Raw genomic sequence first — 16,813 nt, forward strand, 5'->3', positions numbered from 1 at the left:
CGATTTCAGAAACGTATGCCTCCCGTTAGGTCAGAATTGCAGGAAGCGTTGCTTGGAATCCTGTGCATTAGGTGCCGAAAGTCGTCATTGCTGCTTTAAGCCTCCGGGTTGAACGGAGCCGGAAGGGCGCGATGCTCCTCGAAAAATACCATCGTTTTGTTTTTCTTCCGGAAGTAATTTCCAGCCGTTGGGAACAATCAGTTTAAAGTAATTGGCGGGAATTTCCTTGTTGATTTTGTGCTCCAGCAGATCGTACTGGATCGTTTCGCCATTGTTGGCGATGTAATAGATCTGGCGTGGGAGCATAAAAGAATTGGGATACTTTTTCGAATTGATCACCAATGTTAAACGGGCCACCTTGAATTCCTGCTTGTCCGAGTTCTTCTTGGGAACAATATCGATGTAGGCGTAATCCGTATCTTCCAGAAGATACTTCATGACGAAGCGTTCCTTGGCATCCTCCGCCTTCATGCCGGAGAGCAGGGAAAAAAACAGGTTGTCGCCAATGCCGTTTCCTTTGGGGAGAGCGAAGGTTTTGATCTGCTGGGTTTTAAAGTCGTACTGAAACAGATTCTTACCATCGGCGAGGAATCGTTCTCGTTTGCTCGCCTTCGGGCCCGATTCCTGCAGATCGAACAGGGCGAGACTCGGTTTTTGAATGTTGGCGGTGCCTTCCAAAACGACTTCGGTTTTGCGAACCGGTTCAGTTTCCTTGCGGATCACCTTCATGCTGAACGATTCGGTTTTCGTCATCCGAGCTTCCCAGGCCTGGAGAATCTGATCGAGTCGGGCGGACTTCTGTTCTGGGGTTAGCTCGATTTTAGCGGTTTTCTTCTCGTCCTGAGCCGGGGAAGTCTGGGCGCTGGCCATCGAGGCAAATATCAGCAATAAGGCGGCGATTCTCGTCATCCCGAGCATGGGGATTCTCCTGAACATCTAAGCTTACGGCCTGATTTGTACCAGTCCCGGCAAGTTGCGCGAAGGCCGGTTTGGTAACTTTTACCAGACCTCGGTGCAAGGAGCGCGCTTTGTGGAGCTGGGTAAAATTTGCAATCCGCGCGAAACTGGTTATCCCATTTACCTCTTTTATGCATATGATTGATAGACGGTTTCGATTTTAAGCGGAAATGAAGGACATCAATGGAAGCGGCCCGCGTAGACATTCGTATTGTGGCTGGAGACTTGCGCGGCCGAAAAGTTACCGCGGTAGTTCACGACGGACTTCGTCCGACTCCTCAGATGGTGCGGGAGGCTCTGTTCAGCATTCTGGGAAATGCTGTTCCCGATCGGACTTTTTACGATGTATTCGCTGGAACGGGCGTGATCGGGATGGAGGCCATCAGTCGGGGGGCTTCCAAGGCAGTTTTTCTGGAAAAAGATGCGAAATTGCTGGATGCGATTCAAAAGTATCTGGCCAAATTTGGCATTTCAGATCGCACGCAGACGCTTCGTACCGACGTCTACCGGTATTGGGAACGCTGGATACCGGTGGAAAAAGAGCCGGTGAATGTCTTTTTCAGTCCTCCCTTTCCCGATTTGACGGAAAAAATGGACGAATTTTCAGCTATGATTCGTCTAGTATGTGACAAGATCCCCGTGGCATCGGTAGTGATCATTCAGGCGGAAGACGGCTTTACTGAAGACAAGTTGCCGTTTTATGCCGAGTGGGACCGACGCAAGTACGGACGGAATCTCCTTTTATTTTGGGTCAAGGAAGACGCACCCGCGGAATCGGCAACAGCCGGTTCCGATGGAGCGGAATCTCAATGAATTATCTGGCCCACGTTTTTTTGGCGGAAAACGAACCTCAATCTATTCTCGGAAACCTGATGGCGGATGTTCTCCGCCGACAGGACTTCGATCGCCTGCCCGTCGGGATTCAAATCGGCATTCGACAACATCGCCAAATCGATTCTTTCACCGATCGACATCCCGTAGTTCAACGCAGTATTCGCCGCCTCAAAGCCACTTGGGGCTGGTTTGGCGGCATTATCATCGATGTGTACTACGACCATTTGCTGACGGAAAACTGGGACCACTTTTCCGAGGAGTCGCTCCGGGAATTTTGCGATCGAATCAACGATATCCTGCGCGACCAATTGCCGAATCTGCCCGGCGAAGGAAAATTTCTGGCCCAGAAACTGATTGAGAACGATCGGCTTTATTCCTATACGTCGCTCGATAGTATCTCCTTTGCTTTGGCCAATATCTCAGAACGGGTAACGGAGCGGATGCCCAAGCACAAGGTACACTTGCAGGATGCTTTGCCTGAACTGCAGGCCGCGCATAAGGAACTTTCCGCGGACTTTATGGAATTTTTCCCCACTCTGATATCGTTCAGCGATAGTTTGAAGAATCGCCAGCGTTCGGCCATTGCGCTTCCGTAAGCCGAACTCTTCGTCGTATTAGCCCTCCTTTGGGAACATGACCGAACGAGAATTTGCTATCGAAGTCGTCCAGAGGCTGCACGATGCGGGTTACGAATCGTACTGGGCGGGTGGCTGCGTCCGCGACCAGTTATTGGATCTGGAACCCGCGGACTACGATGTGGCCACCGCCGCCACGCCCGATCAGGTCAAAGCTTTATTTCGGCGAACGGTGGAAGTAGGCCTGAGCTTCGGCGTCGTCGAGGTGCTGGGGCCGCAGAAACATAAAATCCAGGTCGCCACATTTCGCAATGACGGCAACTATTCCGATGGCCGTCGACCCGACAGCGTGTCTTTCTCCTCCGCGGAGGAAGATGCCGATCGTCGGGATTTCACGATCAACGGTCTGTTTTTTGATCCCCTTCAAAATCGGGTCATCGATTTCGTCTCGGGCCAGAAGGATCTGGAAAATCGAATCCTCCGGGCGATTGGCAAACCCCGGGATCGCTTTCGCGAGGACAAGCTGCGAATGCTTCGCGCAGTTCGGCTAGCGGCTCGTTTCCAGTTGGAAATCGAACCGCAAACCGCAGAGGCCATTCGAGAAATGGCACCTCAGATAGATGTCGTCAGCCCTGAGAGAATAGCGGAAGAGTTCCGCAAGATGCTGGTGAATGCGCATCGGGCACGGGCTATGGATTTGTTGTTCGAACTTCATCTTGCTCTGCCGATTTTCCCAGAATTTTCCGATCCTCGTTTTCACAGAGAAGAAGTAACCGAGCAGTTGAAGCGGATGACTTTGTCGAGTTTCGAAGTCGCTTTTTCACTGCTCTTCGGCTTTCTACGGCCGGTCCCTTCCGAAAAGCCCAGCAGGAAAACTCCGATTCACGATCTGTGCCGACGCTTGAAGCTGTCGAATGAAGAGCGCGAACGGATCGAGTGGCTCGTCAAGAATCAGGACGCATTTCGGAATCTCGCTTCTCAACCTTTCAGCCGTTACCAACCACTTGTGATACACCCGGGGATTCAAGACCTCCTCGAACTGCACAAGCGGAATGGCCTGGAATCCGACGCTCAAGGGGCGGAAGCGATCCTGCGCGATTATCCGCCAGAGAAATTGAATCCGGTGCCCTTAATCACTGGGGAAGATCTTTTGGAACGGAATGTCCCGGCCGGCCCGAAGTTCAAGGAAATTTTGCAGACGATTCGCAACCAGCAACTGGATAAGAAATTGAACGATCGAGAGGAAGCCCTCCGTTGTTTGGATAAGTTCATTACCCAATAAATTGAATCCTCGCTTTAATCCCCAAAAACTTGTGCCACAATATCGTTAACGCTCGGCGAATTTCATTCCTCACAGGCTCGGTAAGGTCGGTAACGGTGAACAATTTCGCAACTTGTCCGCTCTGTCAATCGGCTAGTAGAATTGCTTTCCATAAAGAGGGTCATCCGATTCGGGATTGCCTTCGCTGCCAGCATCGTTTCTGCATCATCTCCTCCTTGCAAGAGCATGTGGAGACGGTTTACGACGATAGCTATTTCCTAGGGGGCGGAGCCGGGTATGCCAATTACCTCAGCGAGGAAAAGCTACTGACGGAACGGGGAAGTTGGTACGCCGATCTGGTCCGCCGATACACAAAACCGGGCATCATGCTGGATGTCGGGTCGGCAGCGGGTTTTCTGCTGAAAGGGTTCCATCAAAAGGGCTGGACCGGTAGCGGCCTGGAGCCGAATCCCAAGATGGCTCGCCTGGCTTTTGAGAAGCAGGGTTTAAGCGTTAACGTCGGCACTTTGGAAGATTTCGCATTCACCGAACAAGTCGATCTGGTTTCCATGATTCAAGTTCTCGGGCATTTCGTCAATCCTCTGAAAGCACTTCACACGGCCGCGGAAATCACCAAACCGGGAGGGCTTTGGCTGTTCGAAAGCTGGAATCGCGACAGTTTGACCGCGCGGGTTTTTGGTGAGCATTGGCACGAATACAGTCCTCCCAGCGTCATTCAGTGGTTTAGCCCCCACGAGTTGACCCGTTTGGCCGAGCGGTTTGGTTTCCGTCAGATAGGCCGCGGTCGAACGCTGAAGTGGATCAATCTCGGCCATGCCAAATCGCTACTGACTTACAAATTGAAAGATTCGGCCGCAGGACGCCTGGCCGGGAAAGCTTTGGAATTCCTGAACGAAAACTGGTCGGTTCCCTATCCGTCCGAGGATTTGTTCTGGGCAGTCTACCGTAAGGAATAATTGAAAATTCGACTCCCGGGCGTGAATCGTATAATGAAAGCCTGCGCATGATGGAATGTGCCGAATTAATTTCAGATTTCAGCCCAGATGAGAGCCGAGATGGCTTCGAGCCAAACAGATTCCGGAAATCGGGATAGCACCGAGCGAACCTCTTCGACCGACGATCAACGAATAGGCAACATCATTCCGTTGCCGCCCCCCGAAAACCTTATGCGGTTTTTCCCGATCGCCGGTACGGCGGTGGAGGCTCTCGTTTGTCAGACTCGAGATTCCATAAGGCGCATACTGCGACAACAATCGGACCGGTTGCTGGTGGTCATCGGTCCCTGTTCCATTCACGATCCGGCCGCCGCGGTGGAGTATGCTCAACGGTTGAGCCTGCTCCGGAAAAAACTGGCAGCGGATCTCGAAATCGTCATGCGGGTTTACTTTGAGAAGCCGCGGACGACGGTGGGCTGGAAGGGGTTGATTAACGATCCCTACATGGATGGCAGTTTCAAGATCAACGAAGGGCTTCGAATTGCTCGAGATCTGTTGATCCGAGTGAACCAGACCGGGGTTCCGGCTGGCTCCGAATTTCTCGATACGATTTCTCCGCAATATATTGGCGATCTCATCAGCTGGGGCGCGATCGGTGCAAGAACCACCGAGTCGCAGGTTCATCGCGAACTGGCCTCGGGATTATCGGCTCCAATTGGCTTCAAAAACGGAACCGACGGCAGCATCAAAATCGCCTCGGACGCTATTCTAGCCGCTGGCCAGAAACATCATTTCCTCTCGGTGCACAAGAATGGCCAGGTGGCCATTGTCGAAACGACTGGCAATGACGACTGCCACATTATTTTACGGGGCGGCAAAACACCCAATTACGATTCAGCGAGCGTACAGGCAGCGGCCGCGGCTCTCAAACAGGTGGGATTGCCAGAAAGATTGATGATCGATTTTTCCCATGCCAATAGTGGCAAGTCCCATCGCAAGCAGGTCGATGTGGCGGCCGATGTGGCGGGGCAATTGAAAAAAGGCGAGAAACGCATCGTCGGCGTCATGGTGGAATCGAATCTCGTCGAAGGCCGGCAAGATTTGAAGCCGGGCGTTCCTTTAGTCTACGGGCAGAGCGTAACCGATGCCTGTCTGGGCTGGGAGGATTCCGCAAGCTTACTCGAGACGCTGGCCGAGTCGGTGCGAGCTCGTAGGACCGCCACGAGTACCTGAAAATTAGGACATTTGGAATATAGTGGAAGGTTAAGAACTACCAACGGAGGGGACTTTCATGTTCAGAGTCATCGGTACGTTATTCCTTTGTGCGCTCGGTATTTCCGCTGCTCCCACGGAACCCAGTACGGCCAAGGATTCCTCCAAAATTCGCCTGGGCATCAATATTTCGAGCATTGCCTACTACACACCCGAAATCGTCTTCAAAGACATCATGAAACAGGGGAGCGGTTTTCTGAGCCAGAAAAAAGGCAAGGGCTGGGCTCAGGGCGGCGATCTGCCGGTCGATGATAATGGAAATATCAAAAAACTGGAGCCCGAACAATTCGGCGAAGTGCTGCTCTTCCCGGATATGGAAGGCAAATATCCCGGCGGCGAATATATCTGCAAATACGAGGGGGAGGGCGAAGTCGTTCTGGGAGGATCGGCCACGCCGCTTCCCGGAAAAGGGAAGGATATTCGCGTTAAAGTCGATCCCCCTCGCGGTCATATCTCCATCAAAGTGATGCGAACCAATCCCAAGAATCCCGTCCGAAATATCAAACTCTTTCCCGCCAAATACACCAGCAAGGACTTGCAGGATCCCTTCGATCCCGCCTTCCTCAAACATCTGGACGGCTACAAAGTTCTACGCATGATGGATTGGGGCAAAACCAACGATTCCGAAGTCGTGGAGTGGAAGGATCGAGCGAAGATGACCGAATTCCAGGGCACCAACAAAGGGGTTGCTCTCGAGTATCAAATCCAACTTGCGAATACTCTGAAGGTTGAACCCTGGTTTTGCATACCGCATCTCGCCAGCGACGACTACGTGGCTCAGTTCGCCAAGTTAGTGAAAGAGAAGTTGAGTCCCGCCTTGAAGTTCCACGTCGAATACAGCAACGAGACCTGGAACGGTCAGTTTGCTCAGGCGAAATATTGCCAGCAGCAGGGTTTGAAACTCGGCTTGAGTAAGAACGCCTATGAAGCTCAGCTCCGATATTCTTCACAGCGCTCGGTGGAGATTTTCAAAATTATCGAAAAGGAATTCGGTGGGCACGATCGCTTCGTCCGAATTATTGCGACGCACGCCGCCAACAGCTGGGGAGGAGCGACCACTCTCGATTGGCAGAAAGCTTATACCCAGGCGGATGCCGTTGCGATTGCACCTTACTTCGGCAATCGTCTGGGAAGTCCCAAGATGGTCAAGGAGGTCTTGGCCGGTGGTCTCGACAAAGTGTTTGAAGAGCTGAAGGTCGACCTCGCCGATAACAAAAAGAAGAACGAAGAATACGCTCAAATCGCGAGCAAGCGAAAGCTCGAACTGATGACCTACGAAGGCGGGCAGCACCTGACGGGAATCGAAGGCCAGCAGGATAACGAGGAGTTGACCAAGTTGTTTATTGCTGCCAACCGCGACCCACGCATGAAGGAACTGTATCTGATCGATCTGAACAATTGGAAGGAGATTGGCGGCGGAGTTTACTGCATGTTCGCCAGCATGGGCCGCTATACCAAGTGGGGAAGTTGGGGGCTGCTGGAAAACTCGGTGCAGGATGTGAAAACCGCCCCGAAATATCAGGCGGTTCAAGAGTTTATGAAATCGCTGAAGGGCAATTGAGCCGAGTCTGAATTAATTATTCCAGAACTTCCAGATTACGCCGATCGCCACGGCGAACAGGAAGATAATAAACGCTACGATCTGCAGCATCCCCGAACCTGGTTTGCTCTCCGGTTGCACGAACGGGTTGGATGGAGGATTCTGTGCCGATACGGGCGTTCGCGTCGCAACTCGTGAAGGCTGAGGCGTCTTCTCCGTTGAGTTTGCCATCCGCTTGGTTTCGCCGATGCCGCGAGGATCGGAGACTGGTGGAGAAATCGTCGAAGGCCCAATTCCCGAAGAAGACGGTTGCGGCGGCGGCTGGAAAAACGGCGGACGAATTGCCGAATTGCTGGCCGAAAGATTCGGATCGCTGCCACCCGTGCCGGCATGACTGCCGCCCCCCACATTTTGTTTGGGTGGTAAGGTTGCCAATCCGCCGGAACGCTGACTGGAATCGGCCCGAAGAATCGCAGAATCTTGACGAGCCAGGTTGGTGCTGGAAATCGATGCACTCGAACCCATAGACTCTCGAGCGGCCGGACTGAGTGAGGGAAGTTCGTCCTCCGGCGGCGCGATGAGCTGCTCGGAAATCCAAGGCAACAAATCTTCGTACACTTCGGCCGGCGTCTGATACCGTTCGTTGATATTCTTGGCCATCATCTTCGACAGCACCGCCTGAACGCCTTCCGGCACTTCGGGTCGGATACTTCGAATGGGAGTCGGCACCTTCGTCTGATGCGCAATTAGCTTGTTGGCGATCGTCCCGTCGGGGAACGGGGGATGGCCGGCCAGGAGGAAGTAGAAAGTCGCGCCCATCGAGTAAATGTCGGCCCGAACATCCACATCGTGGCTGTTCACCGTTTGCTCGGGTGCGACGTAATCCGCTGTCCCCAACACGCTCTTTTCATCGTATTTCAGGGTCAGCATGTCATCTTCGGTGTTATAAAATCGGGCCAGACCCATATCGAGGATCTTGGACATGCCGAATCGGTCGACCAGAATATTCCCTGGCTTAATATCGCGATGGATAACGCCAACTCGGAAGGCATGATCGAGTGCCTGCACCGATTGCCAAGTGTAGTTGATGGCCCGATGAACATCCATCGGCCCCTTCTTTTTCACAATTTCCAGCAGGCTGGAACCGTCGACATATTCCATGACCAGAAAGTGCAGATTGCCATCTTGATCGATGTCGTGGGTGCGGACGATATTGGGATGATCCAAAGCGGCTGCCGCCCGAGCTTCACGATAAAAACGGCCCAGAGCCGCGGGTTCTTCGGCTTTATTGGGGGGCAGGACTTTGATGGCTACCCGGCGTTTCATGTACAGGTGCTCGCAGAGGAAGACCTGGCCCATGCCACCGAAACCGATTCTCTCCAAAAGTTTATATTTGCCAATCGTGAATCCACGCCATTTGCCCAGCATGAATTGCTCGGCCTGAAAATAGGTGATCAAAGCATCTTTGACCATCGAACCGGCGAGTTTTTTGACATCAGTCGGCATCGTGCCGTTGGTGCGCAGCTTATCAAGATAAGCGTCGAGACGGGGTTCCTCCACCATACCACTCTTGCGAATTAGCTTAACCAGATCATCCAAAGTGGCTGGAGCAGCCATAAGTTACTTCCCCGAAAGGATTCGAACCACCGCCGAGCGATTGATTCCGCAAAGCTACGATCTTTTACAAACTTAATATACAGTTTGAAAGATTTATAGAAAAACGAAAATAATAGTCGGAAAGAAGTTTAGCTCGGCACCCGGCGGAATCAGATTGAGGTATCGCCTGAATTTCGGGTTCTGCGGCTTAATCTGAAAGAAAAGATTTTGCCGTCTACAAGACCCGCCTCTTGATTGGCTATAACGGTGGGTATGCCGTATATCTGGATGTTGACGGGGAGTTTTGCCTTCGCTCTGATGGCCACTTGTGTGCACCGGGCGGGAGAGTCGTACAGTTGGCCGATTGTCGCATTCTCGCGAAGCTTTTGCGTAATGATCTTCGCCGGCTTGGCTGTGTGGCTCGGCTCGGCCAAATTTGTCGTCATTGGCCCCCGCATGCTCTGGATTCGGAGTCTGGCGGGCTCTGCGAGTCTGGTCTGCACCTTCTTTGCCCTCACTCACATGCAGGTTGCTAACGCTCTGACGCTTACCAATACATTCCCGCTTTGGGTGGCCGTACTGAGCTGGCCGCTGCTTAGAAGATTGCCCCATTGGACGACTTGGGCAGCTCTCCTGCTGGCTGTGCTCGGGGTGCTGCTCGTTGAAAGGCCTGACGCTCAGGGGTGGTCTATGGCGGCACTGGTCGCCATCCTGGCTTCGTTTGCAACGGCAGTGGCGATGCTGGGGCTGAATCGTCTGAAAGGAATCGACCCGAAAGCGATAGTCGTGCACTTTGCGGCGGTGTCGTTACCCTTTTGTCTGGCAGCCGGTCTGATTTTCGGAAGCGATCAATGGAAGTTTGCCACTGATATCAACTCCCTGTTAAGTTTGCTCGGCACGGGAGTGATGGCCACCATCGGCCAATACTTTCTGACACTGGCTTTCGCTAACGGTGAGGCCAGCAAAGTATCCATCGTAGGACTATCTCAAGTCGTTTTTGCCTTAATTCTCGATGTTTTCTGGTGGAATCATTCGATCGATTTTGTCATGATCCTCGGGATCTTACTAATTTTGATCCCAACGGGCTGGGTGATGTGGTCTAACCGCCCGCACCGGGAATTGCGTACTGCCAGCTTCGATACTGCAGGTGTAGCTAAACAGGAGAAATGAATGCGTTGGATGATTTCGGCTGTGATCCTGACGCTCTCTATTTCGGTCTCCAAATCCGAGGATCCGCTCAAAGAGAGAATTGAGAAATTGATCAATTCTCCCGAGTATCAACAGGCCAGTTGGGGGATTTTGGCGGTGGATGCCGTCTCCGGTAAAGAAATCTACAAGTTGAACAGCGAAAAAATGTTCGCACCGGCCTCCACCACCAAGCTTTTCTCCTGTGCCGCCGCGCTGGTCGAACTCGGCTCTCAGCACACTTTCGAAACCAACGTCTATCAACGCGGCGTAGCCTTCAGCGGCATACTCGACGGCGATTTAATTTTGGTTGCTTCGGGCGACCCAACCATGGGGGGTCGAAATACCCCTGAAGGCAAAATGGCTTTCAAAAATAACGATCACACCTACGCAAATGCCGGAACGCTGGCCGGCGAATTGACCGACACCGATCCACTGCTGGGGCTCACCGAATTGGCCAAACAGATTGCGGCAACCGGCATCAAAGAAGTTGCTGGGGAAATCCTCATCGACGATCGCTTGTTCGATCGCAGTTCTTCCAGCGGTTCCGGACCGAATCAGGTCACGCCGATAACGATTAACGACAACCTCGTGGATATCCTGATTGCGCCGGGGGATAAGAAGGGGGACTCCGCCAAATTGACTATGCGACCGCAAACCGATGCGGTTCAGATGGACGCTGAGGTAATGACCGGGGATGAAAATCTTCCCCCCGCGCTAACCATCTTTTCGGACGGGCCAAACCGTTTCCGCATCCGGGGTCGGATTCCAGCCAAAAGTAAACCCAAACTGGTGGTTTATCCGGTCGATGATCCGGTGAATTATGCCCGAACGCTCTTCATCGAATGCCTGCGAAAGCAGGGGGTGAGGGTTGTCGCAAGCAAATTTGAGGCAAAACGTAACAATCTTCCAGCCAAAGCGGGTTACGATAATTTGCAGAAAGTGGCGACCTTCAAATCGCTCCCTCTTTCGGAGTTGATCAAGGTCACACTGAAGGTCAGCCATAATCTCTATGCCAGTACGCTCCCTTTACTGCTGGCCGCGAAGAAAAACAAAACCAACTTGACGGCCGGGCTGCGTGAAGAAGGCAAAATTCTCAGCAAATTGGGCGTAGAGATCTCCAGTATCAGCTTTGCCGGAGGAGCGGGCGGCATGCAGGCGGACCACACGACCCCGGCGGCCACAGTGGATCTCCTGAAGGCCATGGCCAAGCATCCCGAATCGACCACTTACTACAACTGCCTCCCTGTCATTGGTGTCGACGGCACTTTGTACGACGTGCTGAAACCGGATAGCGCCACCAAGGGCAAGGTGCGAGCGAAAACCGGTACTCTGAGCTGGCACGATGTGATGAACGATCGCACACTTCTAGCGAGTAAAGCCTTGGCGGGCGATCTGGAAACCAAGTCGGGCAAGCGTCTTTTCATCGCTCTGTTCGTGAACAACGTGCCGCTGGATAAGGGAGCCACGCCGAGTCGGGAGGGGAAGATGCTCGCTAAAATCTGCGAAGCCTTCTATGAACTGGCCCCATGAAGCTTTTGATTGTTTGGGATAATCGCCGTTTCTAATTTGCGATTTATTCCACTTTGTTGCGAAACCTGCCGGACTATTACTTGTTGGTTCTCCTAAGGAGCTCGCGAATTTCGAGCCCACATAAATCAGAGGAGATACCTATGCGAAAGTTCGGAGTTGTTGGAACTGTGGCGCTGATTCTGGGAATTTACTCCACCTCGCGAATGCGAGCGGACGAGTTCAAACATCCCCATCCTCACATGCTTCATGCTCTGTATGAACTTCGGGAAGCTCATAAGGAACTGAAGGAATCGAAAATCGACTTTGGCGGACATAAAGAAGACGCCATGCGCGATATTCACTCTGCGGCTGAGCAAATCGAAATCGCGCTTAAAGAGGATGGAGGCATTGTCATTCCCAAGGATTTCAGCAAGGGTGTGAACTACAAGAAGTATGCCCATCACCCGCACCTTCACGAAGCTCTGCACGAACTGAAGGAAGCTCACAAAGAGCTGAAGGAAGCAAAGCACGACTTCCACGGTCATCGTGAGGAGGCCTTGAAGGCCGTTCATAAAGCCATGGAACAGGTCGAAATACTCATCAAGGCTTCGAAGTAACAGTTCCCATTGCAATTCCACGGCGTCTCGGAGAGGATTCGGGACGCTTTTTTCGTTGCATCTGCCTGACTGCCAAACTGACAGCGACTTCCACTCCCTTTCCAAGCCTTGGCAGAGAACCCCAGCCTTTACTCGCGGTCAGTTGACGTAAAATACCAAATAACAATGGTTTACGACTTGGATTGCTCGGCTGGCACGGCAATTGCTGATTATTTTGTCCTGACAAGCGAATCAACGGAGTTGGCGTATGAAGTTGCATCCATTGGGTGATAAAGTTGTCGTGAAGCGCTTTGAGGCCGAAACGAAAACTACCGGCGGGATTCTTCTTCCCGATACCGCCAAGGACAAGCCCCAACGCGGCGAAGTCATTTCGGTCGGGCCGGGCAAATTGAGCAAAACTGGCGACAGAACCCCGCTGCAAGTGAAGGTGGGTGATAAAGTTCTCTTCACCGCTTGGGCCGGGAATGAATACAAGGAAAGCGGCACCGGCGATGAGTACCTCATCATGTCGGAAGATGAAATTCTGGCCGTACTTTAATCAAAATTTAAACTCAAACTAACGTAAAATTCAGGAGCGATCATACATGGCAGCCAAGCAGATTTCGTTCGATGCCGAAGCCCGCGAAGCAATGAAGCGCGGCGTTTCCAAGTTGGCCCGTGCGGTCAAGGTCACCCTCGGCCCCAAGGGCCGTAACGTGATTATTCAGAAGAGCTTCGGTTCACCGACCGTCACCAAGGACGGCGTGACGGTTGCTCGAGAAATCGACCTTCCCGATGCCTATGAAAACATGGGCGCTCGCATGGTTCGCGAAGTGGCCAGCAAGACCAGCGATGTGGCTGGCGATGGTACCACCACCGCGACCGTTCTGGCCGAGGCCATCTACAACGAAGGTTTGAAGGCCGTGGTTTCCGGCGTGAACCCTATGCTGATGAAACGCGGTATTGAAAAGGCTGTCGAAGACATCGTTGCCAAGGTTAAGGCTCTGGCCATTCCCGTCAAGGATCAGAAGGATCTCGAAAACGTCGCCAGCATTGCCGCCAACAATGATCGCGCCATCGGCACCATCATTGCCGAAGCGATGGCCAAAGTCGGCAAAGACGGCGTCATCACCGTTGAAGAAGGCAAGACCACCGATACGAATCACGAATTCGTCGAAGGGATGCAGTTCGATCGCGGCTACGTCTCCCCGTACTTCGTGACCAATCCGGAAACGATGGAAGCCGAACTCGAAGACGCTTACATTCTCGTTTACGAAAAGAAGATCTCCAGCATTCGCGACCTGGCGCCTATCCTGGAAAAGGTTCTGCAGCAGGGCAAGCCGATTCTGATCCTCTGCGAAGATGTCGAAGGCGAAGCTCTGGCGGCTCTGGTCGTCAACAAGCTCCGCAACCCCGGTGCATTCAAGTGCGCCGCCGTCAAGGCTCCTGGCTACGGTGATCGCCGTAAGGCCATGCTCGAAGACATCGCCATCCTCACCGGTGGCAAGGCTATCTTCGAAGACCTGGGCATCAAGCTCGAAAACATTCAGATCTCCGATCTGGGCCGAGCCAAGAAGGTCAAGATCGACAAGGATAACACGACGATCATCGAAGGGGCGGGCAAGAAAGAAGCCATTAAGGCTCGCGTGACGATGATCCAGAAGGAACTGGAAAAGAGCACCAGCGACTACGACAAGGAAAAGCTCAGCGAGCGAATCGCCAAGCTCTCCGGTGGCGTGGCCAAGATCAACGTCGGCGGTGCGACCGAAAGCGAAGTCAAGGAGAAGAAAGCTCGCGTGGAAGACGCGATGCACGCGACCCGTGCAGCCAACCAAGAAGGCATTCTGCCCGGCGGTGGTGTGGCTCTCCTACGTTGCAGCGAAGGCCTCAAGCCGACCGGCCTAAGCCACGACGAAGTAATCGGTTACAACATCGTTGTTCGGGCCTGCAAGGCTCCGATCAAGCAGATCGTTGATAACTCGGGCACCGATGGCAACATCGTCGCCGCCAAGGTTCTGGAAAACACCACGGCTACCTTCGGCTACGACGCTCGCAATGACAAGTATTGCGACATGGTCAAGGAAGGGATTATCGACCCCGCCAAGGTCGTTCGATCCGCTCTCCAGAATGCAGCCTCGGTCAGCACCTTGCTGCTCACCAGCGACGCTCTGGTGGCCGATGCACCGAAGGACGATAAGAAGTCTCCCGCGGGCGGCGGCCACGACGACATGTACTAAGCTTGAGCTTAAATAACTCGATAAACGCGAAAGGGAGCCGGAGTAATCCGGCTCCCTTTTTTTGTTGATATATTTTGGTGATGACCACGTCTTTGGCTGGATTACGATAATTATCATCTGAGATAGTGAAGATCGGGAGCTGTTTTCCCTTAAAAAGGGATTTCTAGAATTCCTGCTCCAGCAATGCGAGCCGTACCCGATTAAGTGAATGCAGACCCGTCAGCCCCGATTGAAAGCTGTTCGCTTTGCGAACACCCCAATGCCGGACGAGTTCGACTTAAACACGTTTCCGCTCGTTCTTTATCGGCGCCGGAAGTCTGGCCCCTGATAAACACGAACAGGGTTGCCACGGATTACGCCCTGGTGGATATGCCAGCGGGCGCGGGTGGCCCCGGCGAGAACTTCCTGATTGCATGTTTCGAGCAATTGGGCGAGTCGGGCCTGGGCCAATGCTCGATTGCGATGCTGAGAGCGTTCCTCACGTGCTACTGCCGTCAGACCCGTCGGCAAATGCGTAACCCGAACGGCACTTTCCGTCTTGTTGACGTGCTGGCCGCCGGGGCCCGAGCTACGCATCACCTCGACTCGGATCTCGTTAGAAGACCAATTACGCTCGGCGGGGGGATCGAGTCGCTCTACACCGACAAACCAGTTTTTCCGCTTATGAGCCGGTCGGAAGGGGCTCTGTCCGATCCACTGAACGGTTCCGATCCATTTGGAAAGGAATGCTTCCAGTCCATCGCCTTCCAGTACAAGCAAAGCCGATTGGATCAATCCCGCATATGTTCCCGGCACCAAGTCCAGTTCAACCGCCTTCAGTCCTGCGTTGCCGGCCTCGGCAATTAGCACTTCGACAACACGAGTTGCAACCCATTCGCACTCTGACGGTCCCTGGCCAGAAGTGACTTGCACCCAGGTGCTCATTCCCGACCTCGTGTCTTGTAAGTAATCAGTGGGCGGAGCGTGGCCAATACGCTTACTAGCCCGGCTTCTACCAAGTCCTGCACTACGCGGCCAATGTCCTTGTATGCCTGCGGTGCTTCTTCATAGATCAGATCGTTGTCGTGACAAATGACTCGTCCGCCCAAGTCGGTTCGCGACAAGGCTTCTGGACTGAAACGAACGCGAAGACGATCCTTGGCATCGCTGCGGGCCCATTTTCGACCTGCTCCGTGCGCTAGAGAGTAGGCTGCAGAAGCGAGGTCACCTTGAGGCGCCACCAAATAGCTCATCGCTCCTCGTGAACCTGGTATCACCAATGGCCCCATATCGCCTGCAGCTGCTCCCTTTCGGTGTACCCAATTCGTTGGTCCGGCCCATGGAGCAAGTGTGATGCTGTTGTGGCAGTTGTCGAGCAAAGTTGTAACTTCCCCGCCGGTCATGGAGACAAACCGCTCCGCTATCAACCGACGATTCTCCCGAGCCCAGGCGACCGCATGGTCGTGCCTGCGCACGTAGTCGGCCGCTGCAGTAGAGTCCGCGCTTAATCCAGTTCCCTTGTGTGCAGCGACATGATCCCTCAAGATCGCTTCGCCGAGTCCGCGTGATCCACTATGGACTAGAAGCACCAGTTCATCTTCTGTCAATCCCGCGGCGGCAGCGCCAACCGGATCTATAATCGTGTCGATGCACTGAAGTTCAGCAAAATGATTCCCTCCCCCAATGGTGCCAAGCGCAGAAGTCGCGGCCGGGGAAAGACCTGCGGATTCAAGCCGCTCGACCGCGTCTCCCTCCCAAGGGACTTCCAGCCCTTTAAGTTTCTTGACCCAGCGGTCGAGATTGGGCCGACGCGCCGGCAAACCAGAGCGATATAACGCCATTCCACAGCCGATATCATTTCCTGCTAAATGCGGGTAAAGCATGGCATCGCTGACAAACGCCGCTCCTACCGGACATCCGGGGCCCGGATGCAGATCGGGGAATCCAATCGCCTGGGTGATGCCCGGTAGAGTCGCTGTCTTCTTGAGCTGATCAATAGCGCTGGTCTCGACCCAGTTGGAGGCCGAGGCAATCACTCGGACAGCTTTCGTATTTGATTCGGTGCTCATATCTGGAAAAAGTTCTTAATATATTCTGTTAATTGCAATAATGTTGCGTCATTTTCCTGCATTACTCCCAAGGATTTCTTGACCACTCAACAGAAGCAAATTCACGGCGAACGGGACCGAAAGTTGGGGCTAGCGCGGTTCAAGCGACAGCAAGCCCAGACTGCTCTAAGAACCAAAAATCTTGGAACTGAAATTCCTATTCCCTCTGAGCCAGTACAAGTAGATACTGCTCGAGCTGTAAGGG

At 53.3% G+C, this 16,813-nt stretch carries 15 protein-coding genes; 11 read left to right on the forward strand and 4 right to left on the reverse strand.

Going from position 1 to position 16,813, the window contains the following annotated elements:
* Positions 1-84 precede the first annotated feature (84 nt).
* Positions 85-918, reverse strand: coding sequence for a TIGR03009 domain-containing protein (locus KIH39_RS02305; RefSeq protein ID WP_213497663.1), 834 nt, complete (start codon positions 916-918; stop codon positions 85-87).
* 222 nt (positions 919-1,140) lie between these two features.
* On the opposite strand from KIH39_RS02305, the gene KIH39_RS02310 reads away from it, so the two are divergent.
* From KIH39_RS02310 to KIH39_RS02335, 6 genes are all read left to right on the forward strand, one after another.
* Positions 1,141-1,770: an RsmD family RNA methyltransferase gene (locus KIH39_RS02310; RefSeq protein ID WP_213497664.1), complete on the forward strand. Its 630-nt coding sequence runs from the start codon at positions 1,141-1,143 to the stop codon at positions 1,768-1,770.
* Positions 1,767-2,387, forward strand: coding sequence for an acyl carrier protein phosphodiesterase (locus KIH39_RS02315; RefSeq protein ID WP_213497665.1), 621 nt, complete (start codon positions 1,767-1,769; stop codon positions 2,385-2,387). Before KIH39_RS02310 ends, KIH39_RS02315 begins: the two co-directional genes overlap by 4 nt.
* Positions 2,388-2,424: 37 nt before the next feature.
* Positions 2,425-3,648 carry a CCA tRNA nucleotidyltransferase gene (locus KIH39_RS02320; protein ID WP_213497666.1) on the forward strand — a complete coding sequence of 408 codons (1,224 nt, stop codon included), beginning with the start codon at positions 2,425-2,427 and terminating at the stop codon, positions 3,646-3,648.
* 95 nt (positions 3,649-3,743) lie between these two features.
* Complete coding sequence (locus KIH39_RS02325; protein ID WP_213497667.1) at positions 3,744-4,604, forward strand: class I SAM-dependent methyltransferase; 861 nt, start codon at positions 3,744-3,746, stop codon at positions 4,602-4,604.
* Positions 4,605-4,703: 99 nt separating this feature from the next.
* Positions 4,704-5,816, forward strand: a complete 1,113-nt coding sequence (locus KIH39_RS02330; protein WP_213497668.1) for a 3-deoxy-7-phosphoheptulonate synthase — start codon at positions 4,704-4,706, stop codon at positions 5,814-5,816.
* 58 nt (positions 5,817-5,874) lie between these two features.
* Positions 5,875-7,416, forward strand: coding sequence for a hypothetical protein (locus tag KIH39_RS02335; protein WP_213497669.1), 1,542 nt, complete (start codon positions 5,875-5,877; stop codon positions 7,414-7,416).
* A gap of 12 nt (positions 7,417-7,428) precedes the next feature.
* Here KIH39_RS02335 and KIH39_RS02340 read toward each other — a convergent pair whose 3' ends face one another.
* Positions 7,429-9,012 (reverse strand): serine/threonine protein kinase, encoded by a 1,584-nt coding sequence (locus tag KIH39_RS02340; protein ID WP_213497670.1) that lies wholly within the window; start codon positions 9,010-9,012, stop codon positions 7,429-7,431.
* A gap of 252 nt (positions 9,013-9,264) precedes the next feature.
* Between KIH39_RS02340 and KIH39_RS02345 the strand changes: the two genes are divergently transcribed.
* From KIH39_RS02345 to groL, 5 genes are all read left to right on the forward strand, one after another.
* Positions 9,265-10,161, forward strand: coding sequence for a DMT family transporter (locus tag KIH39_RS02345; protein ID WP_213497671.1), 897 nt, complete (start codon positions 9,265-9,267; stop codon positions 10,159-10,161).
* A complete protein-coding gene (dacB, locus tag KIH39_RS02350) occupies positions 10,162-11,709 on the forward strand; it encodes a D-alanyl-D-alanine carboxypeptidase/D-alanyl-D-alanine endopeptidase (RefSeq protein ID WP_213497672.1) in 1,548 nt (515 codons plus the stop codon).
* A 140-nt stretch (positions 11,710-11,849) separates the two neighbouring features.
* Positions 11,850-12,305 (forward strand): hypothetical protein, encoded by a 456-nt coding sequence (locus KIH39_RS02355; RefSeq protein WP_213497673.1) that lies wholly within the window; start codon positions 11,850-11,852, stop codon positions 12,303-12,305.
* Between the two features lie 247 nt (positions 12,306-12,552).
* Positions 12,553-12,843 (forward strand): co-chaperone GroES, encoded by a 291-nt coding sequence (locus KIH39_RS02360; protein WP_213497674.1) that lies wholly within the window; start codon positions 12,553-12,555, stop codon positions 12,841-12,843.
* A 46-nt stretch (positions 12,844-12,889) separates the two neighbouring features.
* Entirely contained in the window at positions 12,890-14,521 is a 1,632-nt protein-coding gene (gene groL, locus KIH39_RS02365; protein ID WP_213497675.1) for a chaperonin GroEL, read from the forward strand.
* Between the two features lie 300 nt (positions 14,522-14,821).
* On the opposite strand, the gene prfH is transcribed toward groL, so the two are convergent.
* Both prfH and KIH39_RS02375 read right to left on the reverse strand, forming a co-directional pair.
* Positions 14,822-15,445, reverse strand: a complete 624-nt coding sequence (gene prfH / locus KIH39_RS02370) for a peptide chain release factor H (RefSeq protein ID WP_213497676.1) — start codon at positions 15,443-15,445, stop codon at positions 14,822-14,824.
* Positions 15,442-16,569 (reverse strand): RNA ligase RtcB family protein, encoded by a 1,128-nt coding sequence (locus KIH39_RS02375; protein WP_213497677.1) that lies wholly within the window; start codon positions 16,567-16,569, stop codon positions 15,442-15,444. The genes prfH and KIH39_RS02375 overlap by 4 nt, the downstream gene beginning before the upstream one ends.
* Positions 16,570-16,813 lie beyond the last annotated feature (244 nt).

Source organism: Telmatocola sphagniphila, assembly GCF_018398935.1.
GTDB classification, from domain to species: Bacteria; Planctomycetota; Planctomycetia; order Gemmatales; family Gemmataceae; genus Telmatocola; species Telmatocola sphagniphila.